Source organism: Paraburkholderia sp. BL17N1 (assembly GCF_003634175.1).
Taxonomy (GTDB): Bacteria; Pseudomonadota; Gammaproteobacteria; order Burkholderiales; family Burkholderiaceae; genus Paraburkholderia.
The window spans coordinates 2,389,059-2,413,773 of sequence record NZ_RBIW01000001.1 but is presented as its reverse complement, the minus strand read 5'-3'; the positions used below and the strand labels follow the sequence as shown (position 1 = coordinate 2,413,773).

Sequence of the window (24,715 nt, the reverse complement as noted above, 5' to 3'; positions counted from 1 at the left end):
ACTGACAACGGACTTCTACTGCGCCCACGCCTGAAGCACAACGCGTACTTTCATCAGGCATGCGGGACTAAAGCTTCATACCACTGCACCACTTGCTCGACCGCCTGGTCGACCGACAATGCCGAGGTATCAAGCAGCTTTGCATCCGCCGCGGGCTTGAGTGGCGCGGCTGCGCGCTGACTGTCACGCTCATCGCGCTCACGCAAATCCCGGAGCAAGTCATCTATATTAGCAGAAAATCCTTTTTGGATCAATTGCTTATGCCGGCGCGCCGCGCGGGCCTCCACGCTGGCTGTCATGAACACCTTCAGCACGGCGTCCTGGAAGATCACCGTGCCCATGTCGCGGCCGTCCGCGACCAGCCCCGGTTCCTTACGGAAAGCCCGCTGTCGCGCCACCAGTGCGGTGCGCACCGGCGCGTGCACGGCGATCGCGGAAGCGCGGGCGCCGACTTCCTCGGCGCGAATCTCGGCCGAAACGTCGACGCCGTCGAGCTGCGCCAGTCCCTCGCGAAAGGTGATGTGCAGGTCGTCGATCAGTTTTACAAGGGCGTCGGCGTCGTCGGCCGCGATGTCGTAGCGCAGGCTCGCGAGCGCGGCGAGACGGTACAGCGCGCCGCTGTCCAGCAAGTGGAAGCCGAGGCTCGCGGCCACCAGCGCGGCCACGGTGCCTTTGCCGGAGGCACTCGGGCCGTCGATCGTAATGACGGGCGTCTGGTGAAAGGGACGGGTCGGTTTCATCGAAAAAGTCGCACGTCAGTCGATTCGAAATCGAATCAGGGTTGGGCGAGCGCGGTAAAGCGCTCGAAATAATCGGGAAACGTCTTGCCGACGCACTTCGGATCGTTGATCCGCACCGGCACGCCGCCGAGGCTCACCAGAGAGAAGCACATGGCCATGCGATGATCGTCGTAAGTGTCGATTGCGGCGTTCGGAGTCAGCTTTTCTGGCGGTTCGATAACGATGTAATCCTCGCCTTCCTGCACCTTGGCGCCGACCTTGCGCAGCTCCGTCGCCATCGCGGCGAGGCGGTCGGTTTCCTTCACGCGCCAGCTGGCGATATTGCGCAGCGTGGTCGCGCCGTCCGCGAACAGCGCCGCGACGGCGATCGTCATCGCGGCATCGGGAATCAGGTTGCAGTCCATGTCGATCGGTTCGAGCTTGCCGCTGTCATGGCCGACGCCGCGCACTTCAATCCAGTCGTCGCCCATCTGCAGGTTCGCGCCCATCTTGATGAGCGCATCGGCAAAGCCGACGTCGCCCTGGATGCTGGCCCGGCCGACGCCCTCCACTTTCAGCGGGCCGCCGCCGAGCGCGCCGGCCGCGAGGAAATACGAAGCGGACGACGCATCGCCCTCCACCATGATCGTGCCCGGCGACTGATACCGCTGCCCCGCCGGCACCACGAACTGATGCCAGCCATGGCGCTCGACCTTGATGCCGAAGCGCTCCATCAGCTTGATCGTGATCTCGATGTACGGCTTCGAAATCAGTTCGCCATCCATCTGCACGGTGCTCACGCCGCTTTCGGTGCGCAGAAGCGGCAGCGTCATGAGCAGCGAGGTCAGGAACTGGCTCGACACGTCGCCGCGCACGGTGATGGGCGCGTCGGCGTTGATCCGCCCCGGGCGAATCCGCAGCGGCGGATAGCCATCGTTCTCTTCGTAGTCGATCTTCGCGCCAAGCTGGCGCAGTCCGTCGACCAGATCGCCGATCGGACGCTCGTGCATGCGCGGCACGCCGTGAATGCGATAGTCGCCCCCGTTGACCGCCAGCGCCGCCGTCAGCGGACGCACCGCCGTGCCGGCGTTGCCGAGAAACAGATCAGCCGTGCGCGCCGTGAACGCGCCGCGCGTGCCGGTCACGACGCAGGTGTCGCCGTCGCGCTTCAGACGCACGCCGAGCTTTTCGAGCGCGTCGAGCATCACGCGGGTGTCGTCGGAGTCGAGCAGATTCGTGATCGTCGTCTCGCCTTCGGCGAGCGCGGCGAGCAGCAGCACCCGGTTCGAAATGCTCTTCGAGCCAGGCAGACGAATCGTGCCGGACGCGCGGGAAAACGGTCCGAGATCGAGGAATTCCATGATTGAGTCCAGTTCCGGTTATTTCGACGCGTCGCTATTCGCGACGCCGGCCGCGCGCTGTTCCTGCCATTCGGTGCGCGCCACGCGCGAGCGCGCGAACACGGCTTCGAGGGCGGCGCCGTCGGCGGCTTCGATGGCCGCGCGCAGACGCGCGAGCACGGCCGTGTAGGCGTCGAGTTCGTCGAGCAACGCGACGCGGTTGGCGACGCACACGTCACGCCACATTTCCGGGCTCGACGCGGCAATGCGCGTGAAGTCGCGGAAACCGCCCGCGGCGAACGAGAATTTCAGCGCGGCGTCGGGCGAATTGAGAATCTGTTCGACCAGCGCGAACGAGAGCACGTGCGGCAAATGGCTGACCGACGCGAACACGCGGTCGTGCTGCTCGGGCGCCATGTTGCGCACGAGCGCGCCGGTGGCGCGCCACATCGCCGCGACGCGGTCCACGTCTGCCGGCGCATTCTCAGGCAGCGGGCACAACACCACATTGCGGCCGACATACAGATCAGGCAAGGCTGCTTCCACGCCGCTGGCTTCGCGGCCGGCGATCGGATGCCCCGGCACGAACTGGCCGATGCGTGCGCCAAGCGCCGCCCGGGCTGCGGCGACCACGTCCGACTTGGTGCTGCCGGCGTCGGTGACGATCGTCGCGGCATCGAGGAACGGCGCGATGCGTTCGAGCAGCGGCTGCGTCTGCGCAACGGGCGCGGCCAGCAGCACGAAGTCGGCGCCACGAAGCGCTTCACTGAGCGCGGCGTCGTCGTTTAGCGCGGCCGTGCCGTCGATCACACCCAGTTCCAGAGCACGCTCAGTCGACGCGGACGAACGCCCCACACCGATCACCTTGCGCGCGCCATCGGCCTCGCCACGTTCGCGCAGCGCACGCGCGAGCGATCCGCCGATCAGGCCGACACCGAAAATTACCAGCTTGTTAAATGAAAACGCGGCCACGTCGGTCACAAATAAAGCGCGCCTTTCATGCCGACGAGGCGCGCGGGTCCAGGGTTACCGCTTACGCGGCGGCGAGCGTCTTTTCGAGCGCCGCAATGAATGCTTCGTTTTCTTCCGGCAGGCCGATCGTGATGCGCAGCCACTGCGGCAAACCGTAGTTGCCGACCGGACGCACGATCACGCCTTGTTTCAGCAATTCGAGGTTGACGCGGTTGCCGGCCGCGTCGTCGTTGCCGACGCGCACCAGCACGAAGTTGCCGTGCGACGGCACATAATCCAGGTTGAGCTTGTCGAACGCTTCGGTCAGACGGCGATAGCCTTGCGCATTCAGCGCGGCGCTCTTTTCCAGAAACGCTTTATCGTTCAGCGCGGCTATCGCCGCGGCTTGCGCGAGCGTGTTCACGTTGAACGGCTGACGCACGCGATTCAGCAAATCGGTCAGCTCAGGTTGCGCGATCGCGAAACCCACGCGCAGACCCGCAAGACCGAAAGCCTTCGAAAACGTGCGCGACACCAGCAGATTCGGATAGCGGCGCACCCACGCGATCGCGTCGTAGCGCTTTTCTTCCGGCAGATATTCCGTGTACGCCTCGTCCAGCACGATGACCACGTGGCGCGGCACCTTGTCGAGAAACGCCTCGAGCTTCGGGCCTTCGATGAATGTGCCGGTCGGGTTGTTCGGATTGGCGACGAAAATCAGGCGCGTGTCGTCGGTGACGGCGGCGAGCATCGCGTCGAGGTCGTGACCATATTTAACAGCCGGCACGACGATCGCGCGCGCACCCAGGCCTTGCGTGGCCAACGCGTAAACCGCGAACGAGTACTGTGCATAAACGATCGACTGACCCTTTTCCACGAACGCGTGCGCGGCGATTTCCAGGATGTCGTTGCTGCCGTTACCGAGCGTGACCCAATCGGGCGGCACGCCGTAACGCTCGCTCAGCGCAGCCTTCAATTCGAACGCATTTGCGTCCGGGTAGCGGCCCAGTTCGCTTGCGGCCCGCGCCATGGCGCGTTGCGCCGACTCCGGCATGCCGAGCGGATTTTCGTTCGATGCGAGTTTCACGATGGTCGCTTCGTCCAGACCGAACTCGCGGGCCACTTCCGAAATCGGTTTGCCTGCAGTGTAAGGCGCAATCGCGCGCACGTAGGAAGGACCGAAAGGCGCTGTCATGAAAATCTCCGAACGACTATGAGTAATTGAAGGCGCGACGGCCGCTGCGTGATGCCGCGGGCCGCCGCGCGAATATCATTAGCGGGCGCGTGGATACGAGCCCAGAATCTTCAGGAACGCGGCCTTCTCGCCAAGTTCGGCGAGCGCGGCGGCGACCGCCGGATCGTCGCGATGGCCTTCGACGTCGATGTAGAAGTAGTACTCCCACGTGCCGACGCGCGCCGGGCGCGATTCGAAGCGCGTCATGGACACGCTGTGACGCGCCAGCGGTTCCAGCAGTTTGACCATCGCGCCCGGTTCGTTGACGACCGACACGATCAGCGACGTCTGGTCGTAACCGCTCGGACCGGCCGGCTGCTTGCCGATCATCACGAAGCGGGTGCGGTTGTGCGGATCGTCCTGAATCAACGCATACGCGACTTGCAGGCCGTAATGGGTCGCCGCGCGATCGCCGGCGATCGCCGCCACGCTCGGATCTTCCGCTGCCATGCGCGCCGCTTCCGCGTTGCTCGACACCGCCTGGCGTTCGAGATGCGGCGCGTTGGTCGACAGCCAGCGCTGGCACTGGGCGAGCGCCTGCGCATGCGCGCACACGCGCGTCACGCCGGTGAGCCCGCCGTTCAGCGTCAACAGATTGTGGTGAATCGGCAAAGCCAGCTCGCCGCCGATCGTGAGTTGCGTTTGCAGCAGCAGATCGAGCGTGCGCGACACGGCGCCTTCGGTCGAATTCTCGACCGGCACGACGCCGAATTCCGCGGCGCCGGCTTCGACCGAACGGAACACTTCGTCGATCGACGGACATGGCAGACCTTCGATCGACTGACCGAAGTACTCATGCATCGCCTGTTCGCTATAAGTGCCGACCGGGCCGAGATACGCGGCCTTGATCGTCTTCTCGAGCGCGCGGCTCGCGGCCATGATCTCGCGCCAGATCGCGCTGATATGCTCGCTCGCGAGCGGCCCCTCGCTCATGTCCTGCAGGCGCGCGATCACCTGTTGCTCGCGCTCGGGGCGAAACACCGGCGCGTTGAAATGCTTCTTGACCTCGCCCACTTCGAGCGCCACGGCGGCGCGCTGATTGAGAAGCGCGATCAACTGCGCGTCGAGCGCGTCGATGCGTTCGCGAAGCGGTTTGAGTCGGGTATTGAGTTCGTCGTCCATGCGTGAAAACGGCCTTGCCGGTAGCTGCTGCAAAAATGCGTGCTGGAAAGGATGCGCGCGCCTGCTAGCCAGTGTGGCTCAGGCGCTGCGCTGTTCGAATTCCTTCATGTATTCGACAAGCGCTTTGACGCCCTCGAGCGGGACGGCGTTATAAATCGACGCCCGCATGCCGCCGACGGACTTGTGGCCCTTCAGCTGCACCATTCCCCGCGCTTTCGCGCCGGCCAGGAAATCCTCGTTGCGCGACTCGTCCGCGAGGAAGAACGGTACGTTCATCCGCGAGCGCGAGCCACGTTCGACCTTGTTCAGATAGAAGCTGCTCGAGTCGATCGCGTCGTACAGCAGTTTCGACTTCTCGACATTACGCGCTTCGATCGCGGCGAGGCCGCCCTGCTTCTTCAACCACTTGAACACCAGCCCGGCGATGTAGATCGCATAAGTGGGTGGCGTGTTGTACATCGAATTGTTCTCGGCGACGGTCTTCCATTCGAACGCCGACGGGCAGATCGATTGCGCGCGATTCAGCATGTCCTCGCGCACGATCACCACCGTCACGCCGGCCATGCCGATGTTTTTCTGCGCGCCGCCGAACAGCACGCCGTATTTGGCGATGTCCATGGGACGCGACAGGATGTGCGACGAGGCGTCGGCCACCAGCGGAATATCGCCGAGATCGGGAATCTCGAATGTCTCGACGCCGTGGATCGTCTCGTTCGTGCACAGATGCACGTAAGCCGGGTCGTCCGACAGTTTCCATTCCGAGCGGGCGGGGGCGCGTGTGAAACCGTCCGCCGTATGACCGCTCGCCGCCAGATGCGCGGTGCCGTACTTCTGCGCTTCCTTGAACGACTTCTGCGACCAGGAACCCGTCACGACGAAATCCGCGCGCGGCTTCGCGCCCATCAGATTCATCGGTACGATTGCGTTCTCGCCGAGACCACCGCCTTGCAGGAACAGAATGCGATGGCTTGCCGGCACGTCGAGCAAGTCGCGCAAATCGACGAGCGCTTCCTCGTGGATCGACATGAACTCTTTGCCGCGATGGCTCATTTCCATCACGCTCATGCCGCTGCCTTGCCAATCGAGCATTTCGTCGGCGGCTTGACGCAGCACTTCTTCGGGCATGGCCGCAGGGCCGGCGGAGAAATTAAAGACGCGCATCGTGAGATCCTGGAAGCAGGCGCAAAAAAAGAAGAGCGCGCAAAGATCGGCGAAGTTGGCAGCCGAGGAAACAACCGCCACGACGCTGACCACGCAATTTTGCCGGCGCGATTTTCTGACGCGGATTTCAGACCATTTCGCGCCGAAAAAGAAAATGGCCGTCTGCGCGTGTGCGCAAACGGCCATTATCGCATTGTCAACGCAATGCCGCCAAACCCGGCGCGCCATACAGCCTACGAGGCGAACCTGCCGGGCGGCGGCCGGCGCGATGTCAGCGCGGCCTTTCGACCTTTTGTCTGTTGACCAGACTTACTTGGCCGGCTTGACCGAAGCGACTTCCTTGTCGGCCTGGTCACGCGTTGCCTTGATCGATTGCGGCATGTACTTTTGCATCAAGCCGTTCACGACGTCGCGGCCAACCTGGTCTTGCACCTGGATGAACTTGCGGCCGGTCGGGCTCTTGTAGAACGCCGTCAGATCCTTGATTTCCGACGTGCTGTAGTACTTCGCGTAAGCGTCGTACTGAGCTTGCATGGCGTCCTGACGGAAATTGTCCGTGGCGAACACCTGGCCTGCGCCGTCAACCAGCTTCGGCACTGCATTCTTTTGCAGCGTCGGGACGGAAGCCTGCTTCTGCTTGTCCGTCATCGTCTTGTTTTCGCTCAATGCGTCCGACAGGATAGCCGGAACCAGCTGCTTGGCTTGCATCTGGGCACTGTTGCCGATCGCACCGACGAGCTTCTGCGCGTCGATTGCGTCCAACAGGTCCTTGATTGCAGCCTGCTTGGCCGGATCAACCGGTGCTGCGGCAGTAGCCGGAGCCGCCGGAGCCGAGCTCTGAAGCGCTTGAGCCATGGCAAAGGTCGGCACGAGGGCAGCCAGCAACATCAGTTGTTTGAATCGTTTTTGCATCATTACTCCCTAATAGAAATGAACTTGAGCAGCAAGCCGCGCGGGACACGTATCAGCCCGACACGCCATTATTCCCGGCGCAGCTTTCAACTAATCACTGAGACTGTAAGGCGCTGATGCGAATCAGGCCGCACCGCCCTCTTCGCCACCGTTGTCACCTTCTGCGGGACCTTCGGCGTCGCCTTCCGCATCACTTTCTGCCTCGGCCTCAGCAACCTGTTGCAGACCTGAAAGCTTGGTCCCTTCGTCAAGGCTGATGAGTGTAACACCTTGGGTTGCGCGTCCCATTTCTCGAATTTCCGAGACCCGCGTACGGATCAGCACGCCGGTATTGGTGATCAGCATGATCTGCGCTTCCTGATCCACCAGCGTCGCGGCCACGACTCGGCCGTTACGCTCCGACGTCTGGATCGCGATCATGCCCTTCGTGCCGCGACCATGACGGGTGTACTCGGTGATCGGCGTGCGCTTGCCGAAACCGTTTTCCGTTGCGGTGAGCACCGACTGCTGCTCGTCGCCGGCCACCAGCAGCGCGATCACGTTTTGACCTTCCTCGAGCTGCATGCCCCGCACGCCGCGCGCTTCGCGGCCCATCGGGCGCACGTCGTTTTCGTCGAAGCGAACCGCCTTGCCGGAATCCGAGAACAGCATCACGTCGTGCTGGCCGTCGGTAATGGCGGCGCCGATCAGGTAGTCGCCGTCATCCAGACCGACCGCAATAATACCCTTGCGCAACACGCGGCCAAAGGCTTCAAGCGGCGTCTTTTTTACGGTTCCTAACGCGGTGCCCATAAAGACGAACTTGTCAGCCGAGAATTCCTTCACCGGCAGAACAACCGTAATCTTTTCGCCTTCCTGAAGCGGGAAGATATTGATGATCGGACGGCCGCGCGAGTTCCGCGAACCTTGCGGCACTTCATAAACCTTCACGCTGTAGACACGGCCGCGATTCGAGAAGCACAGAATGTGATCGTGCGTGTTCGCGATGAACAGCGTGTCGATCCAGTCGTCTTCCTTCATGGCCGTGGCCTGCTTGCCGCGGCCACCACGCTTCTGCGCGCTGTATTCGGACAGCGGCTGCGATTTCACGTAGCCGGCGTGCGACATGGTCACGACCATTTCCTGCGGCGTGATCAGGTCTTCGGTGTTCAGTTCGGTGGCGTTCAGCTCGATCTTCGAGCGGCGCGCGTCGCCGAATTCGGCTTTAATGGACGTGAGTTCGTCGACGATGATCGCCGTAATGCGCTCCGGGCGAGCCAGAATGTCCAGCAGGTCGGCGATTTGCGCCATCACTTCGCGGTACTCGCCGATGATCTTGTCCTGCTCTAGGCCAGTGAGGCGCTGCAGACGCATCTGCAGAATTTCCTGAGCCTGGGTGTCGGACAGACGGTAGAGGCCGTCGGACTGCATACCGAACGACGGATTCAATCCGTCAGGACGATAGGCTTCGCGACCTCCCGCCGTCGCGTTTTCCGTCTCGGCGCGCGACAACATTTCGCGCACCAGCGACGAATCCCACGGACGCGCCATCAATTCCTGCTTGGCGATCGGCGGAGTCGGCGCGGCCTTGATGATCGCGATGAACTCGTCGATGTTGGCGAGTGCAACGGCCAGACCTTCGAGCACGTGGCCGCGTTCACGCGCCTTGCGCAGTTCGTATACAGTGCGCCGCGTCAGCACTTCCCGGCGATGCGACAGGAAGCACGACAGCATTTCCTTCAGATTCAGCAGCTTCGGCTGGCCGTCGACCAGCGCGACCATGTTCATGCCGAAGGTGTCCTGAAGCTGGGTCGCCTTGTACAGATTGTTCAGAACGACTTCCGGCACTTCGCCGCGCTTGAGCTCGATCACGACGCGCATGCCGCTCTTGTCGGACTCGTCGCGGATGTCGGAGATGCCTTCGAGCTTCTTCTCGTTGACCAGCTCGGCGATGCGCTCCAGAAGTGAGCGCTTGTTCACCTGGTACGGCAGTTCGTCGACGATGATCGACATACGCTGACCGCGGTCGATTTCCTCGAAGTGCGTGAGCGCGCGCATCACCACGCGGCCGCGGCCGGTGCGATAGCCGTCGCGGACGCCGGCCACGCCGTAGATGATGCCGGCGGTCGGGAAGTCGGGTGCCGGAATGATCTCGATCAGTTCGTCGATCGTGGCTTCCGGGTTCTTGAGCAGATGCTGGCACGCGTCGACAACCTCGTTGAGGTTGTGCGGCGGGATGTTGGTCGCCATGCCGACGGCAATGCCCGACGAGCCATTGATCAGAAGATTGGGAATGCGCGCCGGCAGGATGGCCGGTTCGTTTTCGCTGCCGTCGTAGTTCGGCGTGAAATCGACCGTTTCCTTGTCAATGTCGGCCAGCAGTTCGTGGCCGATCTTCGCCATGCGGATTTCGGTGTACCGCATCGCCGCGGCGTTGTCGCCGTCGACCGAGCCGAAGTTGCCCTGACCGTCCACCAGCATGTAGCGCAGCGAGAAGTCTTGCGCCATCCGGACGATGGTGTCGTAAACAGCCGTATCGCCGTGCGGGTGATATTTACCGATGACGTCGCCGACAATACGCGCCGACTTCTTGTACGCCCGGTTCCAGTCGTTGTTCAGTTCGTGCATCGCGTACAGCACGCGCCGGTGCACCGGCTTCAGGCCATCGCGAACATCGGGAAGCGCACGCCCCACGATCACGCTCATCGCGTAATCGAGATACGAACGGCGCATTTCCTCCTCTAGGGAGATTGGCAGAGTCTCTTTGGCGAATTGATCCATTATCCGTATCTTTTACGTGCCAAGACGACGGCTTAACTTCAATTCGCCGCGCCTTCGCGTAAGCATTGCAGGCGCAACGCATCACGCGATTCTAACATGCCGCGAATCCGCCCCCGACGAACGTACGTATACCTATTAGTAGGGTGCACACGAGGCGCTCGTCGGCGCTCCTTTTTTGAGACTGGTCAGGCTCGATTCGTGCGTGGGGCAATTCGCCGCTCAGCCATGACTGGCGGAGCCTCCAGAGGATTACTTCTGTTGCGCATGCACCACAATTGGAGGGTGATTCGATCGGGGGCAGATTTTTTTATCGTTGGACGGGAACGATATGGCAAAATGCCAACGCACAAAGAGTTAGACACTGCTCGAAGTCTACACAGCACGTTTTTTGTTCTACACCGATGTTATACTTCGAGCAATGTATGACTTGTCTTCGTCAACAGGCTCGCAGTAAACCTGCGGTAATCTCAATTTCGAGAGGAGAAATATGAATAAACTTTCAAAGCTCGCGTTCATTGCAGCTACCGCGGTTATGGCTGCATCCGCCATGGCACAGTCGGTGCCGGCGTCGCGACAAGCTACGAACGACAACTGGGTGAATGGTACCGGCGAATACGTGTGGATGAACGGCACGAATGAGCTGTGCTGGCGCGATGCGTTCTGGACGCCGGCAACGGCCAACGCAAAGTGCGATGGCGCTCTGGTTGCTCAAGCTCCGACTCCGCCGGCTCCGGTCGCACCTGCACCGGCTATTACGAGCCAGAAGATTACGTATCAAGCTGACGCACTGTTCGACTTCGACAAGGCCATCCTGAAGCCGGCCGGCAAGGAAAAGCTGGACGATCTGGCATCGAAGATCGGCGCGCTGAACCTCGAAGTCGTCGTCGCAACGGGTTACACGGACCGCATCGGTTCGGACAAGTACAACGACCGTCTGTCGCTGCGTCGTGCTCAAGCTGTGAAGGCATACCTGGTCAGCAAGGGCATCGAGTCCAACCGTATCTATACGGAAGGCAAGGGCAAGCGCAACCCGGTCACGACCGGTTGCAATCAGAAGAACCGCAAGCAACTTATCGCCTGCCTCGCACCGGATCGTCGCGTGGAAGTCGAAGTTGTCGGTACTTCGAAGCAGTAAGCTACAAATACCGCAGTATCAAAGCCCCGCTTCGGCGGGGCTTTTTTTATGTCCGGCGAGGTGCTCGGCACCGCATCCCGAACCGGGCCCGGACCTTGAGCGGGCGGCATTTTGCCGCCCAGTCCCTCGACCTATATACTCAGGGTTTATCCTCGAGCGCCCGCTCACCGCTCTCTTCGAGGCAGCTTCCGCCATGACCAACGCCGATCCCCACGAACTGCAGAAATTTAGCGATCTCGCGCACCGTTGGTGGGACCCGAATGCCGAATTCAAGCCGTTGCATGAACTCAATCCGATTCGCCTGGGCTGGATCGACGCACACGCGCATCTCGCGGGCAAGACCGTGCTGGATATAGGCTGCGGCGGCGGCATTCTGTCCGAGTCGATGGCCGGGCTGGGCGCCCACGTGAAAGGTATCGACCTGTCGACCCAGGCTCTGGGCGTGGCCGATCTTCACAGCCTTGAAAGCGGTGTAACCGTCGATTACGAAGAGATCGCCGCCGAGGCGCTCGCCGCTCGCGAACCCGCCAAATACGACGTCGTGACCTGCATGGAAATGCTCGAGCACGTGCCTCAGCCCGCCGCCATCGTCGAGGCGTGCAAGACGCTGGTGAAACCCGGCGGCTGGGTGTTCTTTTCCACCCTGAACCGCAATGTGAAGTCGTACCTGTTCGCCGTGATCGGCGCCGAATACATCGCGCGCATGCTGCCCAAGGGTACGCACGACTACGCACGCTTCATTCGCCCATCGGAACTGGCGAGCTTCGTGCGCGACGCCGGCCTGCGCACGGCCGATATCAAAGGCATTGTGTATAACCCGCTCAGCAAGCATTTCACGCTGTCCGCCGACACGAGCGTGAACTACATGCTCGCCTGCCGCCGCGACGTTTGATCCGCCCCGACCCGCCGGAACTATCGAACCAATGAGCGATCCCACGCCCCTGCCCCAGCGCGAAGACAATGAAGACGCACTCGGTCTTTGCCACGCCGTCCTGTTCGACCTCGACGGCACGCTAGCCGACACCGCACCCGACCTCGCGGCGGCCGTCAACAAGATGCGCCACGATCGCGGGCTCGAGATGGTGCCGCTTGAAGATCTGCGGCCGCTCGCATCCGCGGGCGCGCGTGGGCTGATCGGCGGCGCGTTCGGGATCGGCCCCGATAGTCACGAATTCGCGTCGATGCGCGAGGAATTCCTCGCCAACTACGAAGCGGATCTGTGCATCGAGACGACACTGTTTCAGGGCATTCCCGAGATGCTCGACGAACTGGACGCACGCGGTGTGCGCTGGGGCATCGTCACGAACAAGGTGGCGCGGCTCACCGAGCCGCTGATCGCACAACTCGGCCTCGAAGAGCGCGCGGGCTGTGTCGTAAGCGGCGACACCACGTCACATTCGAAACCGCACCCGGCGCCGTTACTGCATGCGGCGCGCGAACTGGACGTGGCGCCAGAGCGCATCGTTTACGTGGGCGACGATCTGCGCGACGTGCAGGCCGGTTTCGCCGCCGGCATGAAGACGGTCGCGGCGGCGTACGGATACTGCGGCAACGACATCCCGCCGACGCAATGGCATGCGCAACACGTCGTCCAGTCGCCGGCGGAATTGCAAAGGCTGCTGCGCGACATCGGCTGAGTCGCGACGTCGACCGGCGCAAAGGCGAAAACCAAGGCCGCGCCAATGAGTCAGGACGCAGCCGTCAAACTATTGTAAAATCTGCGTCTGGCTCAGAAATTTGAGCAACGAACCGCGGGGGCGACCTGGTTTCGACAGGGGTTGCGAAGCGGCTAGGGCATGTCGAGGCCCCGTCACCTCGTAAATCAGCGGGAAAAACGTAACTGCAAACGACGAAACGTTCGCACTGGCAGCCTAAGGGCCGCCGTCCTCTGCCTAGTTCACTGACGGGCTAGAGTCGCAAGACCGGTAGCAATACCGACAGAGGTCATATACGTCAGTTAAGCCTGGGTGGTGTCACGACATCCGGGTCGAAAATCTAGTGAATCGCCGTAGTGCAGCGTGTTCGTCCGCGTCACTATGGTTAAATCAAAAGACAGAACTACACATGTAGAACTAGTCGTAGAGTGCTTCTGGACGCGGGTTCGATTCCCGCCGCCTCCACCAATTGCCGTTCTCGGGTGTTCCCGATAAATACCGAAAACCCGCTACAGTCAAGGCTGTGCGGGTTTTTTGTTTCCCGAATGATCCCAAGGAACCCCATCAGTACCACCGTTCAAGGGTGGTATTCTTGGTGGTATTCGACAATAACGACAGACCGATACCACCATGGCACTGACCGAACTCCAGGTCAAAAACGCACGCTACAACCCAGACGGCCAGGGCAACCGATTAACCGACGGTGACCGCATGTACCTGCAGCTCACAGCCTCGGGGGGAAAGCTCTGGCGGATGAACTACCGATTCGGCGGAAAGGACAAGACGCTGTCCCTCGGCCAGTTCCCCGAAATTAAGCTCGCTGAAGCCCGCCGAAAGCGAGCTGCCGCACGTGAAAAACTTGCGGCCGGCATTGATCCCGGCGAAGCCAAGAAGGCCGAGAAGCGCACACAGCGCCTCAACGCTGAAAACTCGTTCGAAGCCATTGCTCGTGAGTGGCAAGCCAAGTATGCGCCCACCTGGTCGGAAGGCCACGCCAAGCGCATCTTGCGGCGCCTTGAAATTGATGCGTTCCCATGGATAGGCAGCAAGCCGATCGCCGACGTCACACCACCAATCGTGCTCGACGTGCTGCGCCAAGTCGAGAAACGTGGCGCGCTTGAGACTGCGCACCGCCTCCACGCAAATATCAGCCAAGTGTGCCGCTATGCCGTGGCCACCGGTCGGGCCGAGCGCGACGTAACTGCCGATCTGCGCGGTGCGTTGCCGCCAGTCCAACCGGAGCACATGGCTGCCCTCACGGATCCCCAAGATGTCGCCGAGCTGCTGCGCGCCATAGACGGCTACAGCGGAACGTTTCCGGTGTTGTGCGCTCTACGACTCGCCCCGCTGCTGTTCCAGCGCCCAGGGGAGCTTCGTGCAGCTGAATGGACCGAATTTGACCTCGACGCCGCGACTTGGGAAATCCCGGGCGAACGGATGAAACGCAGCAAGCAGGGAAAGGCTGCGGGCGGTGCACATATCGTGCCGTTACCCGATCAGGCCGTCGCTATCTTGCGGAAATTGCACGCGCTGACAGGCGGCGATCGATTCCTATTCCCTAGCGTCCGGACGAAAGATAGACCAATGAGTGACAACACGGTCAACGGTGCCTTGCGCAGACTGGGGTTTGACGGCGACACGATGACCGGCCACGGCTTCCGAGCAACGGCGCGCACCATCATCGCGGAGGTGCTCGGCATCCCGGCTGAGATCATCGAAGCACAACTCGCGCACGCGGTGAAAGACCCACTCGGCCGGGCGTACAACCGTACCAAGTTCCTCAAGGAGCGGCGCACGATGATGCAAAAATGGGCCGATTACCTCGACCAGCTAAAGGCGGGAGCACAGGTCGTCCAGATGGTTGCGGTCGGCTGACGGGTTAGAGTACGCTGTCCCTTATTTCTCTTAAAACGAACAAAAACCAACGGGGAACAGCATGGAGCGACAGCAGCACGCGCGATCGGCTGATACGCAGCCGGACGCAACCGATCTGCCATACCTGAACGCACCCGCCGTCGTCGATCGGCTCATCCGAGACTTCACGCGCACGGCTCTCGACGCTGTAGGGAGAGCCGATTTTCTGGCTTACCTCGACTTCGAGTGCGGCCGCATGAACAGCCTGCTCCTCGGCGGCCCGGAGCCGACCAATCGCTATCAGCGCACCCCTTGGAACGCGCCCGGGCAGTTGGGCGAGTACGTGCAGAAAGCGCTGCTGATCACGGGCGAGACGCGCCTCGCGGTGCGCGACGCCTTCATGTGGTACATCGATCGCCTGTTCAGCACCGTGGACGTGGAGAGCGACTTCGACGCCGAAACGGTCGAGCCGCTAATTGCCGATCTTCGGGGCGCACTGACGGGCAACTTCACGCCGCGCACGTGGGCAACTGGCCGCAAATGAGCAGTGCGCCATTCTGCCCCAGTCTCGCAGCGATCGCGGAATGAGGACAATACCCCCATGAAATCGATAGCCACAGCCGCAGTAATCGCCTTGGTGCTTTGCTCGGCCACCGCAGCGATGCAGGCGATGGCCCAGACAAAGCCGAAAAGCCACCCGTTTGCATACAGCGAGGATCCAGGCGTACGCATCTTCTATTACAAGAAAAAATGCGAAGCGGCGGGCGTAGGCAAGGAATGGCACTACGCCGTCTATCACTTCCCGGCAGGCTACTGGCCTGGATGCTGGCGAATCCCCACTAAGCGCGATCTTCAACACCTGGCGGAGGTTTGCCCGCTCCACGTTGCAGACGGCGGAGCGATCGGAATGGGTGATGCGTGCCTTTTGGCCGGATCGCGCGGGATATTTGACGCTCCGGACGGAAGCACGTTTTAAGACGCCAGCGGCGCGCTCGTCGGGCTGCCCACGTTTTTGGAGGTGTGCGGGTGTTTCACGAGCGAGATATCGCCCGAGACGACATCCGTATCGGCCGTCACGGTACCGGTGTTGTGCGCGATCTTCGAGAGGCCGTCTGGGCAGGACATCGACCGACTGAACCTACGGACATGAGGCGACGACGTGCCCAAGCTCCAGTGCGCTCATTGCTTCCACACCATTTCGCTATAGTACGGAGCCTGCTAGCCGCCCGCGCTTTGAATGCGGTCGACGAAGCCGGTACCGCGTTCGAACTGCACCTCGGTGAAGTAGTTGCCGAACGGCGTAAAGTCGTGCGTCCCGCCGACGATGTAGTAATCGGACTGCATCGCGCCGTGCGTGAGCCGCAGGTATCGCCCAGCCTTGATCGACTCGCGGCCTTTCAGACGCATCGAGCCCGACTCGAGCACGACGTTGTCCTTGTTCTGGTCGAGCAGCTGCTGCCGCCGGCTGTTGATCCAGTCGAGTGCCCCGTTCCTGGAGGTGTCGCGACGAGGACCATACTGCGTGCCGTTGCCGTTGCTGGTTTCGCCTATGCCCGCCTGCTGCGTGGTTTCCTCCATCTTGCGCACGCCATATAGCGCCGGGTCGATGTTTCCGTAATCCCTCACGTAGAAAGGCGCGCTGTCCTGTGCTGACTGGAACGCCAGCATTCTGGCCGTCGAGTCGTAGTTCAAAACGAAACGCGGGCAGTCGGCCCTATAGTAGTTCGCGACGTGCGCGTCCGTGCGGGACACTGTCATGCTCACGACCTCGCCGCGATCGATGTCCACGATCATCGGCTCTTTGTCTGCCTCGACCGGCATCAGGTACTGACCGGTGGCCGCCTCCCTGAACGGGTTCGGGCGATAGACCGCAAACGGGCCCGCCTCGCGATCCTCGATGAAGAACTCGTTCCACGGTCCGATATCGCCGTGAGATTTGACCAGCGCGTCCACCGTGCCGCCATCGAACGAGCCGACGCCGAAGGGCGACACCTGTGCGCCCGTCACCTGAACATCCGTCGAGATCGGCATAACGGCGTTCGTGCTCGCCGCATTCTTCGACATGTTCGCGAGATACGGATTCACCACCTTGTCGAACACCGCCTGCACAAACGGGCCCGCTTGCATGATGTTGTCGAAGTCGCCGAACTTCGCGAAGAACGGGAAGCTGGTGATCATCGCCGCGGCGTCCTCAGGGGCGTTCGGCATGAAGAAGATCTGCATCATTTGAAGGATCTTTCCGTAGTCGTGGCCCGTGATAACCACGCTCCGGGTCGGCTGGCCAGCAGCGGACATACCCTCCATCCGCTGCACCTGCGAGACGAAGCCGCGCATCATGATCTGCACGTTCGTGCCGTCCGTCGTGTGGCTCCATGCGGAGAGCCGGGTAACGATGGAATCCATCGGTTCGATGACGGCGTAAAGGGAGTCGAGCACATCCGTGTCGACCTTGTCCGCAAGTGCGACCGAGAACGTCCCGGCCGGCTCTCTCACGGATTTGGAGACGCGCACGGGGTTGGCCTCGGACAGGAACGGCGTGAGATCCACAACGCTCGACTGGCCCGCGTAGCGAACCGAAACAGGCGTGCTGCCGTTGACAGTCTTGCGCGCGATATTCTTGTGGAGAAGCACCTGAATGCCAGGCTTTCGTACATCTATCTGCATGTTCGTCAACGAAAAGTAATGGAGCGCCACACCGAGCGGGCGCCCGAGGGATCAGAGATTGGGAAGGTTGCCGTTGATGGCCTCGCGCAGCGCAACAGATGCCTGCCAAAAACTGAAGATGCGCCGATCGGTGCGGCGAGAGGCGACATAGCGCTGCCGCAATGCGACCAGCAGCTTCTGCTCACATTGACGAACTGCGGCGTCCAACGCTTGCTCCATCTCGCGACGCTCGAGTGCTGCCACAGCCTCATGTGCGAAGCGCAGCGCGCGGGCCGTCTCATCGACCTTGGCGGCAGCAGCCACGGCACGTGGCTTCGCTTCACCAATGAGAGCCGTCAAATCGCGCACGTCAGCGTCGATGCACGCGAGACGCATCGCCGCAACCGCCTCATCGATCGCGCCAGTGCGTACATCTGTTACCAACTGATCACGCGCGGCGGCTTTCTCGGCGAGACGATTCTCGATGGACGCAACTTTGGCCGCGACGACCGCCAGAGCATCCCTGACCACGCTGTGCTCGCGCTCGGCGCGAATAGCTTGTTCGTGTTCGTACGTGTTCATGTGTATCAGTCCAATGCAGAAATAAGGGTTTGCAGACGCGCAGCCGAGGCTTCGGCTCGCCGGCGGGCTTCTCGTTGAATTTCAGCGTTAGTAGCCGCTTTCAATTCGTCCTCGGCACGTGCGAGGGCTTGGTCCTCGTCGCGGCGCGCGCGCTCGGCGGCGTCGATCTCGGCGCGCAGTGTTGAGGCGTCCTCTCCAGACAACAGCGCAGCGCGCAGCGCTGCGCGCAGGGATTCGATGGTTTTCTTTGCCATTGCGGCTCCTTCACTTGAAAAGCAGCGCAGCCAGCGCAACCGGCATTGCGCGGTGCTCGTTCAGGCAGTGCTCAATTCGCGTCGCGTCGTCGGCACCAATGCGGCCATCGAGAAGCCCTCGCTCACAGGCGGCGCGGGCCTCTGCCTCGCCCTGCGAATGGCCGCCGTGCGTGACGCGATACGCCCGCTTTCCGCCAAGCAGCGTGTCGGCGTTCGGAACTTCGCGGCGGCGCGCGGCCGAGTCGATAACGGCCTCCTTGATCCTCTGGTTAGGCACGTCGCCAAGCGCTTTCACGAGTGGCAGCGCCACGTGACTGCGGCGCACACTGACCACCCTGCGGGCGGGCGTCGGATGCTCAAGCGGCGCGGGGAGCGACTTCGCGAGCGTGCGACTGCCCGCCGTGTGTTGGCCGGCCACTTCCGCACGAAGCGCCGCCTTCAGTTCGTTGAAATTCACTGAGAAATCTCCGGTTGAATGACCGAACCACGCTCCGCGCGCGGCCGGGTCTTGATCCACTTCGACACTTCCGACTGACGCCACGCGATCGTCGCCGGCGACGTGCGAACCGGAACAGGGAAACCGCCAGAGGCAATGAGTCGATCAAGCGTCGTCGACGCGAGCCCGGTCCGATCGAGCACAACAGGACGACGGATGAGTTTTTCAGGTAAGTGGGCCATACGGGAACCCAATCAGTTGCGACACCACCAGCATCCCGTCACGACTCGCGCGTGGGGTGCCATGAGATGCGATGGGGGATTGAAGGCGAGCCGCATCGATGAGAAAAGCGCCCAGTTTTCAGGGGATATCGTGGGAAAAGTCGTGACGTGAGCATGGGTGCGTTATCCCCGCGCGCCGATGCACATGCCCGAATACGCCTATGCGAAGCTCTCATCTGCTCTCCGCGAGCGCCGGATCAGCGCTGCCGACGACAGTCGCGTCGAGCTTCACGAGATGGCCGGCGTGCCCGGGTTCTTGGCGTTCAGATGCGAGCGACTGCACCTCGAGCTATCGCCGAGCGCCTGCGCCAAGAGCTACATGACCCCACGCAGCGAGGCGTGTGTAAGCTGCGCGATCGGCGCGCGCCACGCGCGAGAGGTCGAGCCCGCTGCGGCGGCGCAGAAGCGATCGGCTACGCGACCGTCAATCAACGCCTCGCCCGACGAATCCGACATCCAGGACCGACTGAATCGCCGCGCCGCGCTGCGAGCCACAGGCGGACAGTCGGCGGCGCTCGCGTGCATCCGCTGCCTGAAAAGCGCCGCGACGAACGGGCGGCTGATCGGCCGCATGCGCCTCGTACGTGCGCAAACGATCTGTGTGAGTTGCTACAACCGAGAGAAAGAGGTGCTGCGTGGCGCGAACGCTAAAGGTGCCCGCCCGAAAATGTGGGCCGGAAGGTTACGCCGTACGCAGATCGTCTGCGTTGAAGGTGGCGTCCAGAAGCGAATCCCAATCGGGCTGTCCACCGGCGTCGACGAAGCGCTGCGCTATGCCGCGCGCGTCCATCCGAAGGTCCGCCTCGTCGGCGTATTCGTGGCGGACGATTTCCACCTGCTCGTCGCACCGCACGGCGAAGGGTTCGACCGCGCGAAACGGGAGCGTCGCGAGCGCATCGCAGCGCGGAAAAACGCGGGAGCGGAGGCACGTCGCACCGAACAGGCGCTGGCCGAACCGGAAACCACTGACAAACATGACGCTTCAGCAACGAGCGCGCCTCCGGCCGCCGAGGCACCGCGCAAGCTGGTTGCCGGCGCACGCATCGGGCTCCTCGAGCTCCAGCGCGACGTCGGCCGCGGCAAGTGGGCGTGCGTCTGCGAGTGCGGACGGACAACCGTGCAGCACGCGACGACGCTGCGCGGAACGCGAAAACCCTCTTGCGGATGCGGTTCGAGCGCACCGACCGTCAAGAATTATCTGCCGCGGCAGCCCGCGCACATGGCGCCGAAACCCAGCAGAACGTCGGCCATTGTTACGGGCATGCAGCTAGGCCGCCTGACCGCCCTGCGGCACGTACGAGAGACAAAATGGCGATGGAAATGCGTGTGCGGCAGCGAACGCACTCTCGACTCGGCCACAGTTTTTTCACGAAAGATACGACACTGCGGCTGCGGCGGAAAGAAGCGCGCCAACGTAGCGACAAAAACGGCCGACGAGCAGCTCCGGGCATTCTACGCGCCCATGCCGGCCGTCCTCCTCGGCCCTCTTTGACGTCCCTTCTACTACGGGTTGCCGAGCTGGCATCGGTCCCAGAAACGCGGCTCGACTTCTAACCGGCCACTACTGTTAAGCGTTGTTCGACGCCTGCCCATGTCTGCCACCGCGTGAGTACACGACGACGCATGCGGGCAGGCGTTGGACAACGCTCGAGGGAGGAAACCGCGGAGTGGACCAGGACGGCAGAAATTTACGCAGCTATGGGGATTTAAGTGCTCTCATGAACTGCGGAGACTCACAACCTTCAGTCGAAGCGAGGGTTTGGTGGTCACGTAAATGTTCTGCTGCATCCATGCTGCACGTCTGTAGAGGTGTCGCGAGCGCGGCAAGGTCTGCTGGTAGCGACAGGCACAAGCGTCTCCTCCCGCTCGTTGCCGAAGAGCCGACGGTCGGTCTGGACAGCCAGGGTGATTCATCTTCATACGTTGCTTCGGCAAGTGGGCGGAGCGCGAATTGGGTGGCTGCGCAGGAGGATGTCGATGATGATCATCGGCGCGCTGCAATGCCGGCAGACGAACTTCGGGGCGGGAGTGCCCGGTGACGGACCTTCGCTCACAGTAATGGAAGCTGGCACGTCTGGCAGCGCCCGTATCGCAGCCAGATTCTGCCGACGCACGGGATTGGCCAGCAGACCATAGTGGCGAATCCGATGGAAGCCGACAGGCAGTACATGCAGCAGGAAACGCCGCATGAATTCCTGTGGCTCAAGCGTCATCGTCTTCTGGCGCGTGCGGCCGTTGGCCCGGTAGTCCTTCCACCGGAAGGTCACGCCCCGGTCGTCGAGCGCGATGAGCCGCTGGTTGGAGATGGCCACGCGATGCGTGTAGCGCGACAGATACGCAAGCACCGCTTTCGGTCCCGCGAACGGGCGCTTCGCATATACGACCCATTCGCACGTACGCAGCGGCGCGAGCCACCGTGCGAAGGCAGTGGGATCGGCAAGCCCGGCGTACTCGCCAAAGAAGCGCAACTGGCCCCGGCGATGTGCATGGGTGAGCTCTTCCAGGAAGCGCCGCCGGAACAGCCGGGAGAGCACACGGACTGGCAGGAAGAAGCCGGGGCGGCAGGCGACCCACCGCTCACCGTCTGGCGCAAGGCCTCCGCCGGGAACGATGCCGTGTACGTGAGGATGGTGCGTGAGCGCCGAGCCCCAGGTGTGCAGCACGAGTGTCGCGCCGATCTGTGCGCCCAGATGCTTTGTGTCGGCGGCGATGGTTCGGAGGGTTTCGGCGGCAACATCGAACAGCAGGCCGTAGAGCACCGCCTTGTTGTACCAGGCGATCGCGCTGATCGCAGCAGGTAGCGTGAAGACCACGTGGTAATACTCAACCGGCAGCAGATCGGCCTGGCGTGCCTCGAGCCACCGGTGTGCGGCGCTCGCCTGGCACTTCGGGCAATGGCGGTTACGGCAGGAGTTGTAGGCAACCTCGATCTGTTCGCAACCGGAACACCGCAACACATGTCCACCCAGCGCCGCGCTGCGGCACTGTTCGATCGCCGACATGACCTTCAGCTGTCCCAGACTCAGCTGTACGGTCCGTCGCCACAAGGGCCCATGCGCGCGGAAGACGTCCGCGACTTCGGGCACGGCTGTGTGCCGTGTTCAGCCGTTGTTCTGAAGTTTCTCCAGCGGACTGATCACCTCGCGCAGCAGGTCGGTGGCGACCTGCGCATAGAGTGCTGTCGTCTCCAGCTTCTTGTGCCCCAGCAGGACCTGGATCACGCGGATGTCGACCTTCTGCTCCAGCAGGTGGGTCGCAAAGCTGTGACGTAGCGTATGCATCGAGACACGCTTGTCGATGTTGGCGGCCTCGGCGGCGGCATGGATGGCGCGATTGAGCTGCCGCGTGCTGAGCGGATCGACCGGATCGAGGCCCGGAAACAGCCAGCCGCGCTCCAGCATCCGGCCCTGCGCGTGCGCCACTCGCCACCAGACACGCAGGCGTTCAAGCAGCACCGGCGAGAGCATGGCGTAACGATCCTTGCGGCCCTTGCCCTGTTCAATGCGCAGGGTCATGCGCTGGCCGTCGACGTCGCCGACCTTTAACGCCACCACCTCACTGGCGCGCAAGCCGGCACCGTAGGCGACCGATAGTGCGGTCTGATGCTTCAGATTGCCGGTGGCGGCAATCAGGCGGCCCACTTCGTCCGGGCTGAGCACGACCGGCAGGACGCGAGGCACGCGCACGGGTTGCATGCGTGCCATCAGGTCGGGCTCGTGGAGCGTGATCTCGAAGAAGAACTTCAGTCCGGTGATCGCCGCGTTGAGCGACACGGGTGACACGCCGTGGTCGACCAGATGCAACTGGTAGCGCCGCAGGTCCTCGACGGTGGCGGTGTCAGGAGAGCGTCCGAGAAAACGCGTGAACTCGCGTACGACACGCAGATAACCGGCCTGCGTCTTCGGTGCGAGCTGACGCATGCGCATGTCGTCGGTCATGCGCTGGCGCAGGGGACTGATGGGCTGAGGTGTGTGGGTCATGACTCTGCTCCCGTTGAACGACGAGGCGGATTGCCTCGCCCTTCAACATGAAAACAGAGTCGGCTTCCTCTCCAGAACCACTAGCATTGGACCGAAGCCCCATACCGCGCGAGCGGTTTAGTCCATCGACCCTAAGCCGTCCTTCGATGTGCTGAACTCGGTGCCCGAAAGCGGTCAACTGCGCCGCAATGTTGGTGCGAATTAAATAAATGGGCCACTGCGAAAGCTTGGGCTAATACATCCGCTCATGCACTCGGGGGATCGCCTTGGTTTGCGTCAATTTTTGACGTCGACGGATTACATAGCGGTGATCTGCGAGTACAAATTGGGAAGGGTTGACTTTGTTTCCTATAGTGTAGACATTTCGTTGCAGGTGGCGGGCTCTTTGATCTGTTTGGCTCATCAACTTGGGAGCTTTCCCATGTCGACCCGAAACGACGAGGTTGTACCAGTACGGGATATTCAGTTCATCCTAGTTCATGGCACTTTTGCGACAAATGCTCCATGGATGGCTGACTCGTCAGCCCTCGTTGGAAGTCTGCGTGCAGAATTCGGCGACGACGTGCTAGTCACACCGTTCAACTGGGATGGAAAAAACTCGTTCGCGTCTCGGAAATCTGCCGAAATAGAACTAATGAGTCTCATCGAAAAGATGTCGATCGACAGAACGTCGCCACCGATTGTGATCATCGCACATAGCCATGGAGGAAACGTTGCGCTCAGAGCCGTTTCCAGGGTCCGAAAACCTACAAGAATTCTAGCTTTGGTAACCTTGGGTACTCCATACATAATTTTCAGGTATCGTCGAAACCCATTCTACAGACTTTATGCAGGGGCGTTCTCTTTGTGGTTTGGGGCGCCAATACTATTGGTGGCTTTGGCCATGCTAACACTTGAAAATTGGTATTCCCTTATTATTTGCGGACTGGCCTATCCGGCTTTAGTTTTTTTCACCTATCCGATTTTGTACCGAAAACTCGAATTCGCCACACAATCGGCCAATTCGAAAATTCACGATCAGGAATTGAACCCAAGCGCAACGGAAGTCCCATTGTTGTGCATCCGGCATCGAGCGGACGAGGCGCACATCGGTCTATTCGTCCTGCAATCCATCAAACAGGTTGAAAAGATACTATTTTTGTTTGCCACCATTTCGGACGAGACTCGATATTTCCCTTTCCGACTAGCATTAGTTTTCCTCGCAATTGCGATTGAGTTGGCGATCATTGGAGGAGCACGGGATTGGACGCAGTGGTTGAATGCACCAATATCTCTCTTGTTGATTGCTCCGATCAGCGTAGTGGCGAGGCTGATTACCTCTCATAAATGGGGTCTCGGAGGTCGCCCCAATATCACGTCGCTCTGCTTCGATGTCTCGGCGGAAGCATATCCGGAAGTATCGTCAGACCGTCACGAGCAAAATTTCTCATTGATCTTCGGAGCTTGGAGAACGGCTGCGGCGTACGGCGCGAGAAGATTGATGACGCCACACTCGATGGGTTACTCGGATCCAGCAGCAATCAAAAGAATTTGCAGCTGGATTAAATATGTAAGATCGGTCTACCTATAGGGAAACGGTATCGCCGCATTCGCGTCGACGATTTGATGAAGTAGTCGTTCAGCGTGGTGCCCGTCAAAAGCGGTCGGACGCCAGTGTCGGTTTCTGGCCGAGGGCGTGTGGAAACGCAATTTTCGA

Annotated in this window: 24 protein-coding genes and 1 other RNA gene; 10 read left to right on the top strand and 15 right to left on the bottom strand. The window is 61.5% G+C overall.

Annotated features, from left to right (window positions below; all coding sequences use genetic code 11):
* Positions 1-53 precede the first annotated feature (53 nt).
* From cmk to serC, 6 genes are all read right to left on the bottom strand, one after another.
* Positions 54-740 carry a (d)CMP kinase gene (cmk, locus tag B0G82_RS10875; protein WP_116118029.1) on the bottom strand — a complete coding sequence of 229 codons (687 nt, stop codon included), beginning with the start codon at positions 738-740 and terminating at the stop codon, positions 54-56.
* 35 nt (positions 741-775) lie between these two features.
* On the bottom strand, positions 776-2,080 hold the full coding sequence (gene aroA, locus B0G82_RS10870) for a 3-phosphoshikimate 1-carboxyvinyltransferase (protein WP_121307368.1): 1,305 nt from the start codon (positions 2,078-2,080) through the stop codon (positions 776-778).
* Between the two features lie 18 nt (positions 2,081-2,098).
* Complete coding sequence (locus tag B0G82_RS10865; RefSeq protein ID WP_121307367.1) at positions 2,099-3,040, bottom strand: prephenate dehydrogenase/arogenate dehydrogenase family protein; 942 nt, start codon at positions 3,038-3,040, stop codon at positions 2,099-2,101.
* A gap of 52 nt (positions 3,041-3,092) precedes the next feature.
* Complete coding sequence (gene hisC / locus B0G82_RS10860) at positions 3,093-4,205, bottom strand: histidinol-phosphate transaminase (RefSeq protein ID WP_121307366.1); 1,113 nt, start codon at positions 4,203-4,205, stop codon at positions 3,093-3,095.
* A 78-nt stretch (positions 4,206-4,283) separates the two neighbouring features.
* A complete protein-coding gene (gene pheA, locus B0G82_RS10855; protein WP_106283266.1) occupies positions 4,284-5,366 on the bottom strand; it encodes a prephenate dehydratase in 1,083 nt (360 codons plus the stop codon).
* A 78-nt stretch (positions 5,367-5,444) separates the two neighbouring features.
* A complete protein-coding gene (gene serC, locus B0G82_RS10850; protein ID WP_241974521.1) occupies positions 5,445-6,491 on the bottom strand; it encodes a 3-phosphoserine/phosphohydroxythreonine transaminase in 1,047 nt (348 codons plus the stop codon).
* Between serC and B0G82_RS39400 the strand changes: the two genes are divergently transcribed.
* Positions 6,381-6,830, top strand: coding sequence for a hypothetical protein (locus B0G82_RS39400; RefSeq protein WP_241974718.1), 450 nt, complete (start codon positions 6,381-6,383; stop codon positions 6,828-6,830). The genes serC and B0G82_RS39400 overlap by 111 nt on opposite strands.
* A 6-nt stretch (positions 6,831-6,836) precedes the next feature.
* On the opposite strand, the gene B0G82_RS10845 is transcribed toward B0G82_RS39400, so the two are convergent.
* Together B0G82_RS10845 and gyrA are read right to left on the bottom strand one after the other, a co-directional pair.
* Entirely contained in the window at positions 6,837-7,439 is a 603-nt protein-coding gene (locus B0G82_RS10845) for a DUF2059 domain-containing protein (protein WP_106283267.1), read from the bottom strand.
* A 123-nt stretch (positions 7,440-7,562) separates the two neighbouring features.
* Positions 7,563-10,199 carry a DNA gyrase subunit A gene (gene gyrA, locus B0G82_RS10840; RefSeq protein ID WP_116118031.1) on the bottom strand — a complete coding sequence of 879 codons (2,637 nt, stop codon included), beginning with the start codon at positions 10,197-10,199 and terminating at the stop codon, positions 7,563-7,565.
* 487 nt (positions 10,200-10,686) lie between these two features.
* On the opposite strand from gyrA, the gene ompA reads away from it, so the two are divergent.
* The 7 genes from ompA (at position 10,687) to B0G82_RS10805 (ending at position 15,819) form a co-directional block, all read left to right on the top strand.
* Positions 10,687-11,334 carry an outer membrane protein OmpA gene (gene ompA / locus B0G82_RS10835; protein WP_012433983.1) on the top strand — a complete coding sequence of 216 codons (648 nt, stop codon included), beginning with the start codon at positions 10,687-10,689 and terminating at the stop codon, positions 11,332-11,334.
* A gap of 193 nt (positions 11,335-11,527) precedes the next feature.
* Complete coding sequence (ubiG, locus tag B0G82_RS10830) at positions 11,528-12,226, top strand: bifunctional 2-polyprenyl-6-hydroxyphenol methylase/3-demethylubiquinol 3-O-methyltransferase UbiG (RefSeq protein ID WP_116118032.1); 699 nt, start codon at positions 11,528-11,530, stop codon at positions 12,224-12,226.
* Between the two features lie 31 nt (positions 12,227-12,257).
* Positions 12,258-12,971, top strand: a complete 714-nt coding sequence (gene gph, locus B0G82_RS10825; protein WP_121307365.1) for a phosphoglycolate phosphatase — start codon at positions 12,258-12,260, stop codon at positions 12,969-12,971.
* A 116-nt stretch (positions 12,972-13,087) separates the two neighbouring features.
* Positions 13,088-13,457, top strand: a transfer-messenger RNA (tmRNA) gene (gene ssrA, locus B0G82_RS10820).
* Positions 13,458-13,619: 162 nt separating this feature from the next.
* A complete protein-coding gene (locus B0G82_RS10815) occupies positions 13,620-14,864 on the top strand; it encodes an integrase arm-type DNA-binding domain-containing protein (RefSeq protein WP_121307364.1) in 1,245 nt (414 codons plus the stop codon).
* A 61-nt stretch (positions 14,865-14,925) separates the two neighbouring features.
* Positions 14,926-15,387 (top strand): hypothetical protein, encoded by a 462-nt coding sequence (locus B0G82_RS10810; RefSeq protein WP_121307363.1) that lies wholly within the window; start codon positions 14,926-14,928, stop codon positions 15,385-15,387.
* A 57-nt stretch (positions 15,388-15,444) separates the two neighbouring features.
* Positions 15,445-15,819: a hypothetical protein gene (locus B0G82_RS10805; protein ID WP_121307362.1), complete on the top strand. Its 375-nt coding sequence runs from the start codon at positions 15,445-15,447 to the stop codon at positions 15,817-15,819.
* Here B0G82_RS10805 and B0G82_RS39680 read toward each other — a convergent pair.
* The 5 genes from B0G82_RS39680 to B0G82_RS10785 all read right to left on the bottom strand — a co-directional run bounded on the left by B0G82_RS39680 (position 15,816) and on the right by B0G82_RS10785 (position 18,779).
* Positions 15,816-15,968 (bottom strand): hypothetical protein, encoded by a 153-nt coding sequence (locus B0G82_RS39680; protein WP_158608136.1) that lies wholly within the window; start codon positions 15,966-15,968, stop codon positions 15,816-15,818. The genes B0G82_RS10805 and B0G82_RS39680 overlap by 4 nt on opposite strands.
* Positions 15,969-16,061: 93 nt before the next feature.
* On the bottom strand, positions 16,062-17,474 hold the full coding sequence (locus B0G82_RS10800; protein WP_121307361.1) for a hypothetical protein: 1,413 nt from the start codon (positions 17,472-17,474) through the stop codon (positions 16,062-16,064).
* A gap of 84 nt (positions 17,475-17,558) precedes the next feature.
* Complete coding sequence (locus tag B0G82_RS10795; protein ID WP_121307360.1) at positions 17,559-18,068, bottom strand: hypothetical protein; 510 nt, start codon at positions 18,066-18,068, stop codon at positions 17,559-17,561.
* A gap of 5 nt (positions 18,069-18,073) precedes the next feature.
* A complete protein-coding gene (locus tag B0G82_RS10790; protein WP_121307359.1) occupies positions 18,074-18,322 on the bottom strand; it encodes a hypothetical protein in 249 nt (82 codons plus the stop codon).
* A 10-nt stretch (positions 18,323-18,332) separates the two neighbouring features.
* Positions 18,333-18,779, bottom strand: a complete 447-nt coding sequence (locus B0G82_RS10785; protein ID WP_121307358.1) for a hypothetical protein — start codon at positions 18,777-18,779, stop codon at positions 18,333-18,335.
* Between the two features lie 405 nt (positions 18,780-19,184).
* Between B0G82_RS10785 and B0G82_RS10775 the strand changes: the two genes are divergently transcribed.
* Positions 19,185-20,531, top strand: a complete 1,347-nt coding sequence (locus tag B0G82_RS10775) for a hypothetical protein (protein WP_206751612.1) — start codon at positions 19,185-19,187, stop codon at positions 20,529-20,531.
* Positions 20,532-20,955: 424 nt separating this feature from the next.
* Here the strand turns inward: B0G82_RS10775 and B0G82_RS10770 are convergent, their stop codons facing one another.
* Both B0G82_RS10770 and B0G82_RS10765 read right to left on the bottom strand, forming a co-directional pair.
* Positions 20,956-22,125, bottom strand: a complete 1,170-nt coding sequence (locus B0G82_RS10770; protein WP_121306688.1) for an IS91 family transposase — start codon at positions 22,123-22,125, stop codon at positions 20,956-20,958.
* Between the two features lie 15 nt (positions 22,126-22,140).
* A complete protein-coding gene (locus B0G82_RS10765) occupies positions 22,141-23,019 on the bottom strand; it encodes a site-specific integrase (protein WP_116147360.1) in 879 nt (292 codons plus the stop codon).
* A gap of 421 nt (positions 23,020-23,440) precedes the next feature.
* Here B0G82_RS10765 and B0G82_RS10760 point away from each other — a divergent pair, with 421 nt between their 5' ends.
* On the top strand, positions 23,441-24,589 hold the full coding sequence (locus B0G82_RS10760; RefSeq protein ID WP_147439475.1) for a hypothetical protein: 1,149 nt from the start codon (positions 23,441-23,443) through the stop codon (positions 24,587-24,589).
* Positions 24,590-24,715 lie beyond the last annotated feature (126 nt).

Excerpts from the sequence above, each read along its gene's own strand:
- B0G82_RS39680 (WP_158608136.1), bottom strand. The coding sequence starts at position 15,968 with ATGTCCTGCCCAGACGGCCTCTCGAAGATCGCGCACAACACCGGTACC.
- B0G82_RS10795 (WP_121307360.1), bottom strand. The coding sequence starts at position 18,068 with ATGAACACGTACGAACACGAACAAGCTATTCGCGCCGAGCGCGAGCAC.
- ompA (WP_012433983.1), top strand. The coding sequence starts at position 10,687 with ATGAATAAACTTTCAAAGCTCGCGTTCATTGCAGCTACCGCGGTTATG.
- hisC (WP_121307366.1), bottom strand. The coding sequence starts at position 4,205 with ATGACAGCGCCTTTCGGTCCTTCCTACGTGCGCGCGATTGCGCCTTAC.
- aroA (WP_121307368.1), bottom strand. The coding sequence starts at position 2,080 with ATGGAATTCCTCGATCTCGGACCGTTTTCCCGCGCGTCCGGCACGATT.
- B0G82_RS10765 (WP_116147360.1), bottom strand. The coding sequence starts at position 23,019 with ATGACCCACACACCTCAGCCCATCAGTCCCCTGCGCCAGCGCATGACC.
- pheA (WP_106283266.1), bottom strand. The coding sequence starts at position 5,366 with ATGGACGACGAACTCAATACCCGACTCAAACCGCTTCGCGAACGCATC.
- cmk (WP_116118029.1), bottom strand. The coding sequence starts at position 740 with ATGAAACCGACCCGTCCCTTTCACCAGACGCCCGTCATTACGATCGAC.
- B0G82_RS10815 (WP_121307364.1), top strand. The coding sequence starts at position 13,620 with ATGGCACTGACCGAACTCCAGGTCAAAAACGCACGCTACAACCCAGAC.
- serC (WP_241974521.1), bottom strand. The coding sequence starts at position 6,491 with ATGCCCGAAGAAGTGCTGCGTCAAGCCGCCGACGAAATGCTCGATTGG.
- B0G82_RS10845 (WP_106283267.1), bottom strand. The coding sequence starts at position 7,439 with ATGCAAAAACGATTCAAACAACTGATGTTGCTGGCTGCCCTCGTGCCG.
- B0G82_RS10790 (WP_121307359.1), bottom strand. The coding sequence starts at position 18,322 with ATGGCAAAGAAAACCATCGAATCCCTGCGCGCAGCGCTGCGCGCTGCG.
- B0G82_RS10760 (WP_147439475.1), top strand. The coding sequence starts at position 23,441 with ATGTCGACCCGAAACGACGAGGTTGTACCAGTACGGGATATTCAGTTC.
- gph (WP_121307365.1), top strand. The coding sequence starts at position 12,258 with ATGAGCGATCCCACGCCCCTGCCCCAGCGCGAAGACAATGAAGACGCA.
- B0G82_RS10805 (WP_121307362.1), top strand. The coding sequence starts at position 15,445 with ATGAAATCGATAGCCACAGCCGCAGTAATCGCCTTGGTGCTTTGCTCG.
- B0G82_RS10775 (WP_206751612.1), top strand. The coding sequence starts at position 19,185 with ATGCCCGAATACGCCTATGCGAAGCTCTCATCTGCTCTCCGCGAGCGC.
- B0G82_RS10810 (WP_121307363.1), top strand. The coding sequence starts at position 14,926 with ATGGAGCGACAGCAGCACGCGCGATCGGCTGATACGCAGCCGGACGCA.
- ubiG (WP_116118032.1), top strand. The coding sequence starts at position 11,528 with ATGACCAACGCCGATCCCCACGAACTGCAGAAATTTAGCGATCTCGCG.
- gyrA (WP_116118031.1), bottom strand. The coding sequence starts at position 10,199 with ATGGATCAATTCGCCAAAGAGACTCTGCCAATCTCCCTAGAGGAGGAA.